The organism is Halosimplex pelagicum, assembly GCF_013415905.1.
GTDB lineage: Archaea > Halobacteriota > Halobacteria > Halobacteriales > Haloarculaceae > Halosimplex > Halosimplex pelagicum.
This window is the reverse complement of the sequence record NZ_CP058909.1, coordinates 539,886-554,913: the sequence shown is the minus strand read 5'-3', so window position 1 is coordinate 554,913 and position 15,028 is coordinate 539,886. Positions and strand designations below refer to the sequence as shown.

The following is a 15,028-nucleotide window of genomic DNA, read 5'->3' as shown; positions in this document are numbered from 1 at the left end:
GGTCGCGTCGGTCACACCCGTCCCAGGGGGCGCTGGGAAATGAACCCCTCGGCGACCGTCGGCGGCGACAGCCGACCGTCCGTGGCGTTATGCGTCTCCGGCCCTAACCCGCGCCAATGACCGACGATAGCGGGTCTCTCCCGATGCGGTCCGCGCTGGTCGCGGTCGGCGTCCTCGCCGTGGCGCTCGCTGCGGCCGTCGCGACCGGCGCCCTCCCCGCCAGCACGCTCGACGGCGACGCCCAGCCGGACGGCGAGGAACTCCTCGACCGGGTCGGGGAGCGCTACGAGAGCGCCGAGACGCTGAGCGGCGAGGCGACCGTCACTGCCGCCAACGCCACCGCGGAGCGCTCGGTGACCGTCTCGTTCGTCGTCGACCGCCCGAACCGGACGAAGCTGAGCACCACGCGCGACGGCAGCGAGTACGCCGTCGGCACGAACGGCTCGGTCGCGTGGGTCTACGACGGCGCCAACGACACCGCCCGCGTCTGGGATCTGCCCGACAACGCCTCGGCGTGGAACGAGTCGGCGACGGCCGCAGACGGGGCCGCGTTCGCCGGCAACGGCACCGTTCCGTCCGGGAACTGGTCGGACGCCGGGAACCACAGCCACGACTGGAACGGCAGCCACGCGTGGAACGGCAGCTACGCCGAAGCGGGGAACCACACCTGGAACGGCACCTCGTGGGCCGACCCGAACCGCTCGGCGAACGTCACGGCGTGGCTCGCCGAGAACGTGACCGCCGAGGTGCGCGAGACGACGACGCTGGACGGCGCGGAGGTCTACGTCGTCGGGGTCGAGCCGACGAACGAGTCCTATCGAGGGGAAGCGACGCTGTGGGTCGACACCGATGACTATCGCGTCCACCAGCTGCGCGCGAGTTACGGCGAGAACTCGACGACAGTCACCTTCGACGGCCTCCAGTTCAACGCGAGCGTCCACGAGAGCACGTTCCGGCCGCCCGACGCCGCGTCGGTGAACGCCGTCGGCCAGGAGCGCTACGACAACTTCGACGCCGCGCAAGCGGGCACCGACGTGACCCTCCAGCGCCTCGACACCGAGGGGTACGCGTTCGACGAGGCGGTCGTCGTGACCCGAGCGGGCCGGACCGTCGCCGCCCAGAGCTACACCGGCGCGGCAAACGTGACCGTCGTCGCGACGGCCGACGACCTGCCGTCTCTGAACGCCAGCGCGGGCGAGAACGCGACCGAGAGCGAGTCCGTCACCGTCGCCGGCGCCGACGGAACCTACGTCGGGCGCGACGACGGGTCGGCCGTGGTCTGGGCGGACGACGGCGTGACGCGAGCGGTGGTCGGCGACCTGCCGCGCGAGGAACTGGTCGACCTGGCCGAGCGAGTCGCGACGTAGCGCGATTCGGCTACGCGAACACCGACGGGCGCAGCTGCGCCCGCTCTTTCTCGGTCAGCCGGTACGGTTCGAGTTCCGTCTCTAGGTCGCCCAGCGCGTCCCTGCGTTCGCGATGCTCGGCGAGGAACTCGCCGATCTTCTCCGCGGCGATCCCCTTCAGTTCGCCCGTGAGCAACTCGCCCGAGCGGTAATCGGCCGCCAGCCGCTCGACTCGCTCGTCGTCGGGTTCGAAGAACGTGTGGAGGTACTGGTATGCCACGTCGACGCTCGGGTCGCCGCCGTGCTCGCGGTGTTCGTCCACGTCGACGCGGCCGCCCGAGTGGGCGTGCTCCATGATCTTCGCCCGCACCGTCTCGCGGTCGTCGGTCAGCTCGATGGCGGGCGCGTCCGACGAGGCGGACATCTTCCCGGGGCCGTCGAGTGCGGGGAGGAACTTCCCGAGGAGCGCGCCCGGCTTGTCCACGTCGAACCGTTCCTTGGCGGCCACGTCGCGACAGACCCGGACGTGGGGGTCCTGGTCGACGGCGATGGGGACCAGCGTCGGGTGGCGGCCGTGGACGAGTTGCGGGAGCAGCAGGTGGGTGGCCTGCATCGCCGGGTAGAAGGAGAGGCCGACGTTCTCGGGGTCGCCGTAGGTCGCGTCGACGGTCGACTGCGTGATGTCGGCGGCGAACCGAGCCGCCTGCGGGTAGACAACGTCGGCGTCGAGGCGGTCGACGACGATCCGGGTGCGCTCGGGGTCGAAGCCGACGGCGAGCAGGTCGCGGAGATTGCTGCGGGTCGCGGCCTCGATCTCCGAAAACGAGAGGTCCTTCGCGTAGAACTTCTCGTCGTCCGAGAGGGGGATGTAGACGTGCGCCCCCGTCTCGTCCTGCAGTCGCTTCGCGAGGTAGAAGACGAGGACGTGGCCCAGATGCATCGGGCCCGAGGGGCCGACCCCGGTGACGATCGAGTGGGTCTCGCCGGCCTCGGCGGCGTCGAGGTAGCGGTCGGCGTCGCGGCCGGCGTAGAAGACCCGCCGGCGGAGCATCGGGTGGTCGGGGAACCGTTCGACCTGCTCGTCGGTGAGCCGGTCGGCGCCGAACTGTTCGAGCAGGCGGTCGTAGTCGACGGTTCCCGCCACGTCGTAGGGGGTGACGGTGAACTCGTCGGTCCCGGTGGCGTCGCCGTCGGCGGCGCGGTCGGTCGCGTCGGTCTCGGCGGACTGGTCGGCGGGCTGTGCGTCGGTGGCGCTGTCGTCGTGCATGTGTGTCGGTGGGTGTGCGGTGAGTGCGGTAGCTGGCGGGCGAGCGTGCGGGAGAACGAGTGAGCACCGCGCCCCGGGCGACCGGGTTAGGCCCGACCGACCGCGTTCGCGATACCCTCCGCTCTCGGAGCGGGCGAGCGCCAGCGCCACGCGAGAGCGGACCGCGTCATCACCCGTCGGTAGTCGGGAGGCCGAGAAATAGGTTTCGGAGGGGTACCTCTACACCCAGACGCCCTCGCGGTAGCCGTCGACCATCGCCGGGTCGAGCCGGAGCGTCACCCGTTCGGCGGCGTCGGCGTCGACGACGGTCCGCTCGTCGACGGCGGCCGTTCCGTTCGTCGTCGGGGTCGCGGTGGGCGTCGCCGTCGCGGTCCCCGTGTCGGTGCCGCCGCTCCCGTCGCCGTCGACGCGCTCGACGATCCGGCCGTTGTTGCCGACCGCCACCGAGACGCCGGAGCCGCGAGCGACGCCGCGGAGTTTCGTCTCCACGGGGGTCTGGGTCCGCTCCCACTGCCCGGTCGAGATCCGTTCGTACACCTTGCCGCCGTCGCCGGCCGCGATGCCCGAGTCGGGCGTGCGGTCGACCGACCGGATCGCCTGTCGCTCGTCGTCGACCACGTGGGGCGTCCACCGGAAGCCGTCGTAGCGGTAGACGATGCCGTTGCCGGCGGCGACGTTCACGTCGCGCTCGCCCGCGCTCGCCACGTCGAAGAAGCTCGTGCCGGCGAAGCCGATGCCGATCCTGTTCCAGGACTCGCCGCCGTCGCCCGTCTCGGCGACGAACTGGCTCGTGCTGCAGACGTGGCCGGCCGACCGCGAGTGGAAGTCGATGCCGGGGATAGTCGAGCCGCCGCCGGGCTTGATCACGTCGCGGTACTCCATCGCGCCGCTGTCCTGGCGGACGCCGACGAGCAGCTCGCCCGAGCCGTTGACGAAGAACAGGCGCTCGTCCTCGCCGGCGGTCCCGCGGACGGCGCAGTCCTCCCAGGTGCTCGTCTTGCCCTTCGGCGCCGAGTAGTTGGTCAGCGTCCGCGTCTCGACGTTGTACTCGCCGATGACGCCGCTGCCGCCGACGAACCAGACGGCGGCGCCGTCGTCGGTCGCGTCGACACCGGTCAGCGGGCGGCTCCGGGCCTGCGGGCCGTACTCGACGACCTTCTGCCAGCCGTCGTCGGTCCGCCCGACCACGTCGCCGCCGCCGCCGACGGCGTAGGGCCCCGCCGCCGTGTCGACCGCGCTGTTGAGCGGCTTGTCCGTCGGGGAGTCGACCGCCTCCCACGCGCCTTGTGCGCCGTCCTCGTTCTCGCCGACCGCCGACGCCACCGCGCCCGCACCGCCCAGCGCACCGACGCCCGCGAACCGCAGGATCTCTCGCCGCGTGTGTCGTGTCATGTGCCTCGCCCGGCGTTGCGCGGCCCCGTTCATGTACCGCGGACTCGCTCCCGCGGACGGGACGGTCGCCGCCGGGTCGGACCGTCGCGGTCGAGCGGACGACGTACCCATCACTGCGTTCACACGGGTCAGACGCCCGGCTGACGGGTGTTTTTGTAGGGAGACGGGCGTCGTTGTAGTGATGGCTACGTCGGCGAACGGGTATCTGGAACGGGACGTACTGGCACGGGCGGGGCCGCTCATCGGCGCGACGACGCTCGCGCTGACGGCGGCCTTCATGGGCATCGTCGGGATCGCGTCGGGGTCGGCGACGGGGCTGGTCGGGCGACTGCCCCTCTACGTGCTCGCCGGGTCGGTCGGCTTCGTCGCCGCCGTGCTGGCGGCCGAACACTCCGAGTACTACGGGCGGCCCGCGCTCGTCACCGCGGCGGGCGTCGGCGTCGTCGGCTTCGTGATGATCGGGCTGGGCACCGAGGGCGTCGTCTACGGGCTGACCAACCCCGACGCCGTGGTCGCCTCGCACCTCTCGGTGTACCTGCTGTCGGCCGCGATGATCGCCTCCGGCCTCGGTTACTGGACCGTCCGCAACTGGCGGGACGTGACCACCGCCGTGAACACGAGCGGGCTCTGACGCCCGGCGACCCGACCCCGCGCGACCGAACCGTTTTTTGCCTCGACTGTCAACGCAGCGTATGGTTCACCACCCCGTCGCGGGCGTGGGGCTCCTCGTCTCGATACTCACGCTCCCGTTCGGGTTGCTCACCGCGCTGTTCGTCGGGACCGTTCCCGCGGCCGTGATCTTCATCGTCGGATGGTTCCTGCTGACGCCGGTCCTGGTCGTGTTCGCCGAGGAGGTCGGCTCGCTGCTCCCCGACCGCGGAACCGACGACGAGTCCCGGGAGGACACCGCGGACCCGCTGGCGGAACTCAAGGCGCGCTACGCGCGCGGCGAGGTCGGCGACGCCGAGTTCGAGCGCCGCGTCGAACGACTGGTCGGCGCCGAGGATCTCGACGGGAGCGAGACGGTCGACGACCGCGAGCCGTCGGTCGAGCGGGAGTGATCACTCCTCCGCGTCCGCCCCGGGACCGTCGAACAACTCCTCGTGGCGGTCGGCGAGGTTGGCGTAGTCGCCGGAGCTGAACGCCTCGAAGACGGCCTCGGGGTCGATGTTCGTCTCCGAGAGCGGCGTGACCGTGGCGGGCGTCCCGCGGACGAACGACTCCGGCGGCACCTCGTAGCCCGGCGGGACGACGGTCCCCATCGCGACGATGCTCCCCGCGCCGATGACGGCGTCGCTGACGGTGGAGTTGAACCCGACGAGCGCGCCGTCCTCGACGGTCGTGTCGTTCAGCACCGCGCTGTGGCCGACCATCACCCGCTCGCCGACCTTGGAGGCATGGACGGTGGCGTTGTCGCCGACCGCCGACTCGCGGCCGACCCGGACCGGGCCCACGTCCCCGCGCAGGACCACCCCCGGCCAGACGTTCGCGTTCGCCTCGACGGTCACGTCGCCGACCAGCGTCGCCTCCCGGCTGACGTGGGCGTATCCGTGGATCTCCGGGCTCCGCCCCTCGAACGCGTACTCGCGGCTGTCCATGTCGTGTGTGTCGTGTTCACACGTCTAAACGCTTGGCCCGTCCCGTGCGGCTCGACGGTCGCGACACGGCGCCCTCCAGCATCTCACGGCGTCGTCCAGCGGCTCGCGGCGACGCCCACCGTTTCGTGTGGAACGTGCGGGTCGTCGGCGTTCGGCCGCGCCCTCACAGCTATGTGGATCGAGAGCGTGCGACGTGGCATGAACGTGGAGTCCGAGGACGTCGCGGTCGAACGGCCCGTGCTCGCGACGGTCGTCGTCGCGGCCGTCGCGACGGTGGCCTACGTCGGGGTGCAACTCGCCCTCGACGGCGCCGTCGCGCCCGCCGAGACCGCGTCGTTCGTCCTGATATTCTCGCTCGTGTACGTCGCCGGGAGTCGCTACCTGCGTGAACGGTCGGACGGGACCGGCGACGACCCGACCGGCGACGACGCGGCCGACGACGCCGCCGACGACGCCGCCGAGTGACTCAGCGGAACCGGTCGAGGCCGGCCTGCCGGCGGTCGACGCCCGCCGGGTCCGGCTCCCAGGCGCTCCGCCGGGCGCGGACGGCGTCGGGGTCGTCCAGCGACGGGTCGTCGCCCGCGTCTTCGTGGTCGTCGTCGTCCGCGTCCTCGCCGTCGTCGTCGGCCGGCTCGTACCCCGGACACGCCGGCCCGCAGTCGGTCACCGGGCGGACGAGTTCCTCGCCCCACGCGCACCACGGCAGCCCCGCGTCGGCGACCGCGGCCGGTTCGGCGTCACCCGGGACGCACCGCTCGCAGTCGGGCAGCTCGTAGGTCCGCCACCCCTTCCCGTAGGCCCGCTCGGCGATCCGTCGGCGCTGACGGCGCTTCTCGGCGGCGGTGACCGGCCGCACCTCGGCGCGGCCCGGCTCGCGGTCGAGCAACTCGATGCCCGGTCCGTCGGTGTCGAGCGGCTCGGGCTCGCGGACGACCTCGCGCTCGCCGGTCTCGGGGTCGAACCGCCAGACCCCGACCGCGTCGGGCAGGCGATTGAGATGTGCGCCGGTGACGTACGTCTTCGTCGCCAGCACCACCTCGTCGAACAGCCCCAGCGAGGCGTCGATCCGCAGCTGGTCCCGCAGGTCGCCCGGGCGGTCCAGATCGGGTTTGTTCTCGATGCCGACCAGCGAGTCGAACCAGTCGTCGGGGTAGCGGACGGTCGCCCGGACGGCCGTGCTCGAACCGGTCCGCTCGCGCTCGAAGAAGCCCAGTTCGACCGCCCGCTCGGCGACCGCGCGGGCGCGGTCGGGGTGGCAGTCGAAGGCGTCGGCGACCGACCGGGCGGTGCCCGGCCCGACGGCGCTCTCGATCGCCAGCGGCGGGACGGTGTCGGGCGTGATCGCCGCCCGGCGTTCGAACTTGGGCCCGGGCTCGACGAGGACCACGTCCGCGACCCGGCGCCCGTGGACCGCGGCGCCGAGCTGGCGGCCGACCACCCGCTCGGGGCCTTCCAGGTGGGCACACAGCGCGAGTTCGAACGCGAACTCCTGCACGGCCGTGCGTCGGCGCGAACGGACATAAGGACGCCGACCGCGATCTCGGCGTCTCCGCGGCGCAGACGGCGACGAGTCACCTCACCGATACACTTTTGATCGGTCATCCGCAACTGGAAACAAGATTTGGGTCATATGGGAATGAACCGGGACAGCGCGGACGCGAGGGGGCAGACGGGCATCATCGGGATGGTGCTACTGATAGGGCTGGTGTTGACGGGGGCGATGGTGGTCCTGTACGGCGGATCGACGGTCATCGAGTCGCTCCAGCAGGACCGGTCGGACACGAGCGCGCGCGTCGTCATGGAAGGGGCGGACTCGAAACTCGCGACGCTGACCAACTCGGAGTACTCGGCGCGGGAGCGATTCTCACTCGGTGAGCTGAACCGGAACAGGGCCCGACTCGTCCGCGACGGGTTCCTGAACGTCACCGTCAACAAGAACGCGACCTGCGCTACGAACATCCCGCTGAGTTCGATACGATACGAGAACGCCGACGACGAGGTCGTCGCCTACGAGGCGGGCGGCGTCTGGGTCGGCGGCGACGAGGGGAGCGCGATGCAGACGGCCCCGGACTTCCAGTTCCGCAACGGGAGCCTCGACATCGCGGTGACGAACATGACCGGCGAGGTCGCCAACGACAACAACCGGGCGTTCTACAACGCGACGACCTCCCAGCGCGAGTCGGTGCGGCGGTCCCAGCAGGTCATCACGGGGACCTGCGCCCGGCCGAACAACGTCACGGTTGAGGTCCGGAGCGACTTCTACGAGGCGTGGGGCCAGTACCTGGAGGAAGAGCTCGGAACCGAACCCGAGACGTTCGACTCGAACCGGACGGTCCGGGTCACGCTGCCGCAGAGCATGCTCCCACGGCGCGTCGACGATAGCCGCAACCACGTCATCAACATGTCGGGGGCGCCGTACATGGACGACGTCGAGATCGACGGCAACACCGTCCGCGTCACCAAAGACACCAGCAACCAGTACAGCGTCTACGTCGAGGCGCTCTCGAAGAACCGGGTCGACATCGGCCAGATCCGACGCATCGAGGACGCCCAGAACGTCACCGGGCCGCCGCTGGACGTGGTGTTCGTCTTCGACGAGTCCGGGTCGATGGGCGACCCCGCGGATCCGAGCTGCTCCACGGGGTGTCAGACGAAACGCGAGGCCGCGATCGATGCCACCCAGAACTTCACGGACGTCCTCAACAGCTCGCGGGACCGGGTCGGGCTGATCGGCTTCAGGCAAGACGCCGAGGGGCGGGCGCAGTACTACCGCACCCACGAGAACTACCTCACCGAGGACTTCACCGAGTTCGACGCGGACACCGTGGACGGGATCGACGCCGACGGCTACACGTACGTCTGGGCTGGGCTCCGCGATTCGAACCAGTTGCTCCACCTGAAGAGCAACCAGACCAGAGAGCGCGTCGTCGTCCTCCTCTCGGACGGTGAGAACAACTGCGGCGGCTGTGAGGCGGAGATCGACGGGAGCGACGAAGACCCCGACCCTGCCACGAAAATATACGCGGACCGGGCGGCCGAGATCGGCGCGACCGTCCACACTATCGGCTTCGGCCCCGGCAGGGACGAGTCGCTGCTCCGGTACATCAACGAGAGCACCGGCGGGCAGTACTACTACGCGGAAGACGCCGAAGAGCTGAACGACGCCTTCGAGAACATCGCGAGTCGGGTCTCCAGCACCAAGCAGATCGCGCGGCTCCCCACGTCGACGAGCCTCCAGACCGGCGCCGGAGGGGCGTACGCGCCCCAGATCGCGGGCGACACCGACCGAGTCGCGGTCAACGTCACCGACGGGACGCGCTATCTCAACATCAACGACCCGACGTCGCCGACGCTGTTCAGTCACGCCTTCGCGGTCACCGACAACGAGACGGTCTCGTTCAACGCCTCGACGTACAACTGCGCCGAGTGGCGCGGGACGGGGATCACCCGGTCGCACAACGGCTCGACCTACCAGGTCACCCGGTGTTCGAACATGACCACGCGCGACGACGCCGTCGGAGCCGGCAACGCGTCGGTGTTCCTCGACGGCAAAAACATGACCTCGTTCTTCGAGCGGGACGACCCCGCCTGGTGGCAGGAGTCGGTCAGGGACGCCATCGACTCCCGGTCGGACGTGCGGCTCAACACCACCACTAACATCACCCACATGAAGAGCAACCAGGCGCTGGTCGTCCTCGACTACCCCGACGGGACCAACTCGACGAACCGCCTGGTCCTGCTGTATCAGATCGGGCTGGCGGAGTCCGAGGCGAGACCGGAAGGGATCGTCAACATCAGGGTCAACGACGTTCGGGTCGCCGGCTGAGAACCACCGCGGTTCCGGATCGACCCTTCTATCGCGAGCCATCGGATCGAGCGCCCGCGACCGGCTATCCGCTCGTGAGCGCTCCGTCCGGCTACCGGATCGACACCGACACGACCGTCTCGCGGACGTACATGGCGTCGATCCCGTCACAGCGATAGGTGTCGGCCGAGGCCCCGGCGGTCCAGTTCCCCGCGTCCTCGAAGTATCGCCCCCAGGCCGCCGACCGCGGCGAGTCGACCGTCACCCGCAGTTCGTCGGCGGCGGCCATGCTGTCCTCGCCGGTCCGGTTCATCGGGAACCGGAGCTCGCTCGACTGCCGCTCGGTGGTGACCGAGACGTAGTCGGCGCCGGTCTGGTTGGTCGACGCCGCCGTCAGGCGGACGACCGACACCATCGCGTGCTCGTCGGTACAGGTGAGCGCCGGGCGGTCGACGGTCGCCGTGTTCCCCTCGCCGTTCGTCCAGAACACGCCGCCGTTCTCGACGGTGATCGTCGACCGTCCGTAGGCGTACTGGAGGCCACCGATGTCGAACGTCTCGTCGAAGTCGGTGTCCTCCGCCCTGACGCGCATCGTCGGCCCGTCGAGCACCGTCAGCGACCCGCCCGACAGCGACAGGTCGTTCGTCCGCACGACGGCCTGACTCCCCTCGAGCTGGCGAACGTCCGAGGCGACCAGTTCCATCGCCGACTCCGCGTTGTCGAGCTGCTCGTTCCGGCTCAGGTCGCCGAGTTGCTGATACCCGGTCGTCGCCACGAACCCGACGGCGACGACGATGATCGCGAACGTGAGCGTGAATCCGACCAGGTTCCGGACGCCGCGGTCGTCGCGGTGCAGTCTCATGTGTCCTCCCTGAGACCGATCCGCTTCAGTGTCGGTGATTTGACCACCGATCCCGTTTCGAGTTCGACCTCGATCCGGAAGTCGCGCGCCGTTCCCGAGAGGCCCGTCACGTCGACCGCGTTCTGTCCGTCCCGGAGCTCGATCACGTCGCTGCGTTCCTCGGCAGTGTCGTCGCCGTCGTAATCGGCCGCGACGGTGACGTTGATAGCCGTCGCGGAGGGGATGTCCGCCGCGTACTGGAGCGACGCGTTCGACGGACCGAGCGGCTGGGTGCCGGACTGCCACCCCGTCGTCAGCGTCCCGTTCAGGTCGGCGAGCTCCTCGACCGCCGACGCCGAAAGCACCCGGTCGTACGACCGGACTTCGTCGAGTCTCCCGTCGAAGTACTCCGGGGAGCCGGCGGTGTCCTCGATGCGGCCGATACTGCCGAAGTCCGTCCCTATCGGTCCCGGCCTGGTCGTCACCGAGTCCTCGAGGTCGCCGTCGACGAACACCTGCGCCTGGCCGGACGACGCGTCGTAGGTCATGGCGACGTGGTGCCACTGGCCGTCGTCGATCTCCGTCGAACTCATCGCGGCCGCGCTGTCGCCCGCCTGAATGCCGATCTGGCCGAACTGGTCGATCCATCCCCAGAAGATGTCGTCAGTGCCCCCGTTCTCTTCGACGCCGAGGATGCCGGGCGACTGCCACGTCTGTGGGTCCCCGGTATCGGTCGTCTGGACCCACGCCGAGAGCGACGACGTGCCTCGATGGACGTCTCCGAGGTCGTCCCCGATGTCGACGTAGTCGTCGTTCCCATCGAACTGGTAGCTTCCCGTCCCGAAGACGCCCAGATCACTCCCCGGTCCGCCGACCATCGAACCCGAGAGTCCCGACGCCGAGGCGTCGTCGGCGGTCCCGTCCAGCGACCAGTAGCCCGCGAGTCCCGACCCGAACTGGTCGGCGGCGGGGTAGCCCAGCGTGAGCCGGTCGCTCTGGTGGGCGCCGAACGACGCGTGGACGACGCCCTGGGAGTCGGTCGCCCCGTCCCAGTTGCCGGGTGACTGCCAGACGTAGTCGCCGCTCAGGATCGCCAGCGACTCGTTTATCGTCTTCGACCCGCGCGTCTCGTAGGCGGGGATGCCGCCCGTCTCGGCGACGGTGAGGTTCGCCTTCACGGTCCCGCTGGACAGCGACCCGACGACGTTCAGCTCGTGGCGATGTAGGTCGCCGACCGGGGTCGTGCTGTCGATACCCGTCGCGGTCCCGCTCAGGTCGCCGCCGAGATCGAACTCGACCGTGTCGAGCTGCTTGTCCGCGAGGACGACGAGGTTGACGTCGTCGTCGGCCTCGTGTTCGATCTGGACGTCCTCGACGTTGGGGCTCCCGGGGACGTCGGTGACCACGGTCGAGTTCATCCGGCCGTCGACCCGGTATCTGACCCCGATATCGAAGGCGTCGGTCAGGTCGCCCTCGTCGAACTGCCCGATCCAGAACTTGGCGCTGTCGCCGTCCGACACCCGGACGGGATCGTCGAGCTCGATTATCTGGCCGCCGGCGTGGATGTAGTCGTCCGTCGCGGTCCTCGAATCGACGGTCCCGTCGTCCCCGTCGTCGACGAGGATCTCCTCGTCGTTGTCCGGATCGCCGAACAGACAATCGCTGCCACCGCAGTCGTTCTCCAGCTCGGTCAGCGAGTCGTCTTTCGGATCGACGAGGATCTCGACGATCTCGATCGACGGGGCGACGCTCTGGGCGTACTCGTTCGTGACGGTGAACGTGAGCGCGCTCTCGCCGCCGTCGTCCGCGCCGTCGTTCGTGTCGTCCAGGTCGCCGCCGTACGCCAGACCGGAGACCCTGAGACGTTTCGTGACGTTGGTGGTCCCGCCCTCGTTGTCGACGACCCGCAGCGTCACCTCGTGGGGGCCGGGGTCGAGCGACCGCGAGAGGTTCCGTCCGAGGGCGTCGAAGGTGCCGTCGGAGTCGAAGTCCCACTTGTAGGCGACGATCTCGCCGTCGGCGTCGAACGACTCGCCCGCCTCGAAGCGTACCGCGCTGCCGCTCCGGGGCATGCCGGGCGAGAACGTGAACTTCGCGATCGGCGGGCGGTTGACCGGGCTGACGACCGTCCCGAAGCGGTCGACCTCGAACGAGCGGCCGACCCCGATCCTGGGCTGGCGGTCGACGAGCGGCTGGACCGTCCCGGTGCTCGCGGGGGAGTCGACGACGCTGAGCCGGAACCGACCGCCGGCGTCCGCCTCGATCCCCACGTCGGTCGAGAGGTTCAGCGGGACCTTCGCGCTCGCGTCGATGTCGGTCCCGACGAGGACGAGACAGGAATCGGTGTGGAAGGTGCCGGTCTGACACGCGTCCCCGTCGGCTATCCGCACCCGGTAGTCGGTCCCGATGACGGTCGAATCGACCGAGGTCTCGACGGAGACGTTCCCGCCGTGCCGTCCGAGCTCGTCGACGCGTTCGACCTGCGAGGCGAGCTGGTTCCCGACCGTCTCGAGCTGCGAGTCGGCGATCGCCGCCCGTTCGTCCTGGACGAACCCGGTGACGCCGCTCACCAGCACGACGATGAGGAGCGTGGTGATCGCGATACCGAACACGTGCGAGATCTGTGTCGAGACGCCTCGATCGGTGAATCCGTGAGTCATCGTGCCTCCTCGTACACCGTGATGTTGTACTCGTTCGCGTACGTGAGCTCGCTCCCGCTGAACTGCGTCGTCACGTTCGCCACCCAGACCGCCGAGGTCCGGCAGGGCTGGGTCCGCGCGACCGAGGGAGATGCGTTACACTTCCTGTAGTGCGCGGAATCGGCCGTCTCGTTGTAGACGAGTTCGTACTTGCCGATCGCGTTCTCGCCGCCGGACACCGAGACCCGGTAGGGCGGCGCGATGGCCGTCGTCGCGTTGAACCGGCAGTCGCTGGTGAACGCGGACCCGTCGACCAGGTCGAGCAGCACGCGGTCGCGCGAGGGGTCACAGAGCGCCGAGGCGTTCCCCGCGCTGCTGACGTTCGAGGTGACTCTGAGGTTCTCCCCCGACCCCGCGGTCGTCCTGTGCATCGAGACGTTGACCCAGTGGGAACTCGCGTTGGTGACGTTGATCCACATCGGCGTCTCGCTCGTCTCCTGGACGTTCAGGTTCATCGTGAACCACCCGAGGTTGCTCGTCTCGGAGGGGCGACCGATCACCCACTCGCTCTGGTTCGCGGGCGGGTTCGACGTGACGTTGTCGTCGGCGCTCTGGACGACCCGCGACCCGAACTGGGAGCTGTCGTTGACGTACGATATCGTGACGTACTCGCCGCGTGAACTCGCGTACGACTCGGCTATCAGGTCCCTGTAGACGGTGGCGTTGCGGGAGATGACCGTGGCGAGTTCCGACGCCGAGAGGTTCCGGTGGCGGTGGTTGAGCCGAACGACGAGCGAGCGGACGCCCTTGCGCGATTCGTACTCGAACTCGTTGGCCTCGTCGATCTGCGGGGAGACGTCCGACACGACGCCGCTCTGGGTCACGAAGTAGCTGTTGATGATGACGGTCAGTCCGATGATGACGGCCGCGAACGTGACGGCGCCGATCAGTATCATCTGCGCCCGCCGGCGCGTATCTTCGCTCACCATACGACGATGCGCACCTCCACCACGTTGTAGATCGGCCCCTCGACGGCGTTGGGGATCGGGTAGTAGCCGTCCGCGCTGTTCGTGGCGTTCGTGTCGTACTGCCAGAGTTCGACGTTCCGCGACACGTTGGGCGCGGTCAGCGTCTGGTTGTCGTAGAGGGTGACGGTGTAGCTCGCCGAGACGGCGTCGTCGGACGGTTCGCCGCGGTACGCCACCGGGATGGGTTCGGTCTCGTTCCCGAGGTCACCGGGACGATAGGTGATCTCGAGGTTGAAGAAGTGCGACCGCTGGGTGAACGTCCGGTTCAGCATGACGCCGACGTTCCCGGGGAGCGGCTCCGGACCGTACCCGATCCGGGGGTTGACGGCGCCGGCGAACGTCCGCTGGCTCTGGGACCAGTTGCGGACGAGCGACGAGAGGTCCGTGCCGTCGGAGCGGGCGCTCAACAGGAGGATGTCGTCGGCCTGTTGCCGGAGGTCGACCTGACTGGACTGGTCGACGTCGCCGCTGGTGGTCGGGGTCACGACGACCGCCTGGAGCGCGAACAGCAGCGCGCCGAGCAACACGAGCGACGCCACCAGCCCTTCGAGCGTGAACGCCTGTCCGCGCGTATCGTCGAACACGTTACCACGTCCTCACGGTGAGCCGACACGCCGGTCGGCAGGTCCCGTCGTCGAACTGTACGATCCGGGCGGTGGAGCCGGCCGCGTTCCCCCCGTAGTTCGACCCGGCCGCGAGTTTCGTCCCGCCGCCGTCGGTCACGATCCGACTCCCGTTCAGCGTCGTGAACGTGACGTTGAACTGCGTCGACCGTTCGAGCCCCCATCGCGTCCGCAACTGGGTTTCCGAGCGCGAGAGAGCCGTCTCCAGCAGGTCGGCCCGCAGTTCGTTGGGCTGGCGACCGGTCGAGAGGTTCTGGACCAGCGCCGTCGAGATCCGTTCGGACTGGGAGACCTCCTCGCTCCCCACGCCCGTCGACAGCGGCCCGACGAAGCCGAACAGCCCGACGAGCACGGTGCTGACGGTGATGATGAACAGACTGATGCCGACCGTGTAGTCGTGAAGTGTCTGCCCCCGGTCGGCCGCCCCGAGTCGCGACCCCGCCCCCGGCGATTCCCCCGCCCGTCTCTGTTCGCGATCCACCATTCGAA

The 15,028-nt window shown here is 69.5% G+C and carries 14 protein-coding genes; 5 read left to right on the top strand and 9 right to left on the bottom strand.

Annotation, left to right across the window (positions count from 1 at the left end; all coding sequences use genetic code 11):
• Positions 1 to 116 precede the first annotated feature (116 nt).
• On the top strand, positions 117 to 1,367 hold the full coding sequence (locus tag HZS54_RS02790; protein WP_179920448.1) for an outer membrane lipoprotein-sorting protein: 1,251 nt from the start codon (positions 117 to 119) through the stop codon (positions 1,365 to 1,367).
• Positions 1,368 to 1,377: 10 nt separating this feature from the next.
• Here the strand turns inward: HZS54_RS02790 and HZS54_RS02785 are convergent, their stop codons facing one another.
• Positions 1,378 to 2,613, bottom strand: coding sequence for a tryptophan--tRNA ligase (locus HZS54_RS02785; RefSeq protein ID WP_179920447.1), 1,236 nt, complete (start codon positions 2,611 to 2,613; stop codon positions 1,378 to 1,380).
• A 219-nt stretch (positions 2,614 to 2,832) separates the two neighbouring features.
• Positions 2,833 to 4,005: a beta propeller repeat protein gene (locus tag HZS54_RS02780; protein ID WP_179920446.1), complete on the bottom strand. Its 1,173-nt coding sequence runs from the start codon at positions 4,003 to 4,005 to the stop codon at positions 2,833 to 2,835.
• Between the two features lie 181 nt (positions 4,006 to 4,186).
• Between HZS54_RS02780 and HZS54_RS02775 the strand changes: the two genes are divergently transcribed.
• Entirely contained in the window at positions 4,187 to 4,636 is a 450-nt protein-coding gene (locus tag HZS54_RS02775; protein ID WP_179920445.1) for a hypothetical protein, read from the top strand.
• Between the two features lie 61 nt (positions 4,637 to 4,697).
• Positions 4,698 to 5,066, top strand: a complete 369-nt coding sequence (locus tag HZS54_RS02770; RefSeq protein ID WP_179920444.1) for an SHOCT domain-containing protein — start codon at positions 4,698 to 4,700, stop codon at positions 5,064 to 5,066.
• Here HZS54_RS02770 and HZS54_RS02765 read toward each other — a convergent pair whose 3' ends face one another.
• The gene (locus tag HZS54_RS02765) at positions 5,067 to 5,603 is read right to left on the bottom strand and encodes a gamma carbonic anhydrase family protein (protein WP_179920443.1); all 537 of its coding nucleotides are present in this window, start codon (positions 5,601 to 5,603) and stop codon (positions 5,067 to 5,069) included. It abuts the gene before it with no gap.
• Between the two features lie 198 nt (positions 5,604 to 5,801).
• Between HZS54_RS02765 and HZS54_RS02760 the strand changes: the two genes are divergently transcribed.
• Complete coding sequence (locus tag HZS54_RS02760; protein WP_179920442.1) at positions 5,802 to 6,068, top strand: hypothetical protein; 267 nt, start codon at positions 5,802 to 5,804, stop codon at positions 6,066 to 6,068.
• A gap of 1 nt (position 6,069) precedes the next feature.
• Here HZS54_RS02760 and HZS54_RS02755 read toward each other — a convergent pair whose 3' ends face one another.
• Positions 6,070 to 7,098 (bottom strand): DUF5787 family protein, encoded by a 1,029-nt coding sequence (locus HZS54_RS02755; RefSeq protein ID WP_179920441.1) that lies wholly within the window; start codon positions 7,096 to 7,098, stop codon positions 6,070 to 6,072.
• A 141-nt stretch (positions 7,099 to 7,239) separates the two neighbouring features.
• Here HZS54_RS02755 and HZS54_RS02750 point away from each other — a divergent pair, with 141 nt between their 5' ends.
• A complete protein-coding gene (locus HZS54_RS02750) occupies positions 7,240 to 9,429 on the top strand; it encodes a vWA domain-containing protein (protein ID WP_179920440.1) in 2,190 nt (729 codons plus the stop codon).
• A 91-nt stretch (positions 9,430 to 9,520) separates the two neighbouring features.
• On the opposite strand, the gene HZS54_RS02745 is transcribed toward HZS54_RS02750, so the two are convergent.
• Genes HZS54_RS02745 through HZS54_RS02725 form a run of 5 tightly spaced genes read right to left on the bottom strand, consistent with a single transcriptional unit; the run spans position 9,521 to position 15,023 of the window.
• Positions 9,521 to 10,270 carry a DUF7289 family protein gene (locus HZS54_RS02745; protein ID WP_179920439.1) on the bottom strand — a complete coding sequence of 250 codons (750 nt, stop codon included), beginning with the start codon at positions 10,268 to 10,270 and terminating at the stop codon, positions 9,521 to 9,523.
• Positions 10,267 to 12,909: a DUF7266 family protein gene (locus HZS54_RS02740; protein ID WP_179920438.1), complete on the bottom strand. Its 2,643-nt coding sequence runs from the start codon at positions 12,907 to 12,909 to the stop codon at positions 10,267 to 10,269. Before HZS54_RS02740 ends, HZS54_RS02745 begins: the two co-directional genes overlap by 4 nt.
• Positions 12,906 to 13,877: a hypothetical protein gene (locus HZS54_RS02735; RefSeq protein WP_179920437.1), complete on the bottom strand. Its 972-nt coding sequence runs from the start codon at positions 13,875 to 13,877 to the stop codon at positions 12,906 to 12,908. The genes HZS54_RS02740 and HZS54_RS02735 overlap by 4 nt, the downstream gene beginning before the upstream one ends.
• A complete protein-coding gene (locus HZS54_RS02730; protein ID WP_179920436.1) occupies positions 13,871 to 14,500 on the bottom strand; it encodes a DUF7288 family protein in 630 nt (209 codons plus the stop codon). The genes HZS54_RS02735 and HZS54_RS02730 overlap by 7 nt, the downstream gene beginning before the upstream one ends.
• 1 nt (position 14,501) lies before the next feature.
• On the bottom strand, positions 14,502 to 15,023 hold the full coding sequence (locus tag HZS54_RS02725; RefSeq protein WP_179920435.1) for a DUF7287 family protein: 522 nt from the start codon (positions 15,021 to 15,023) through the stop codon (positions 14,502 to 14,504).
• Between the last annotated feature and the right edge of the window lie 5 nt (positions 15,024 to 15,028).

What these genes read in the sequence shown, in the direction of transcription:
- HZS54_RS02775 (WP_179920445.1), top strand. Translation starts at nt 4,187, where the DNA reads ATGGCTACGTCGGCGAACGGGTATCTGGAACGGGACGTACTGGCACGG.
- HZS54_RS02760 (WP_179920442.1), top strand. Translation starts at nt 5,802, where the DNA reads ATGAACGTGGAGTCCGAGGACGTCGCGGTCGAACGGCCCGTGCTCGCG.
- HZS54_RS02785 (WP_179920447.1), bottom strand. Translation starts at nt 2,613, where the DNA reads ATGCACGACGACAGCGCCACCGACGCACAGCCCGCCGACCAGTCCGCC.
- HZS54_RS02740 (WP_179920438.1), bottom strand. Translation starts at nt 12,909, where the DNA reads ATGACTCACGGATTCACCGATCGAGGCGTCTCGACACAGATCTCGCAC.
- HZS54_RS02780 (WP_179920446.1), bottom strand. Translation starts at nt 4,005, where the DNA reads ATGACACGACACACGCGGCGAGAGATCCTGCGGTTCGCGGGCGTCGGT.
- HZS54_RS02765 (WP_179920443.1), bottom strand. Translation starts at nt 5,603, where the DNA reads ATGGACAGCCGCGAGTACGCGTTCGAGGGGCGGAGCCCGGAGATCCAC.
- HZS54_RS02750 (WP_179920440.1), top strand. Translation starts at nt 7,240, where the DNA reads ATGAACCGGGACAGCGCGGACGCGAGGGGGCAGACGGGCATCATCGGG.
- HZS54_RS02725 (WP_179920435.1), bottom strand. Translation starts at nt 15,023, where the DNA reads ATGGTGGATCGCGAACAGAGACGGGCGGGGGAATCGCCGGGGGCGGGG.
- HZS54_RS02790 (WP_179920448.1), top strand. Translation starts at nt 117, where the DNA reads ATGACCGACGATAGCGGGTCTCTCCCGATGCGGTCCGCGCTGGTCGCG.
- HZS54_RS02770 (WP_179920444.1), top strand. Translation starts at nt 4,698, where the DNA reads ATGGTTCACCACCCCGTCGCGGGCGTGGGGCTCCTCGTCTCGATACTC.
- HZS54_RS02735 (WP_179920437.1), bottom strand. Translation starts at nt 13,877, where the DNA reads ATGGTGAGCGAAGATACGCGCCGGCGGGCGCAGATGATACTGATCGGC.
- HZS54_RS02745 (WP_179920439.1), bottom strand. Translation starts at nt 10,270, where the DNA reads ATGAGACTGCACCGCGACGACCGCGGCGTCCGGAACCTGGTCGGATTC.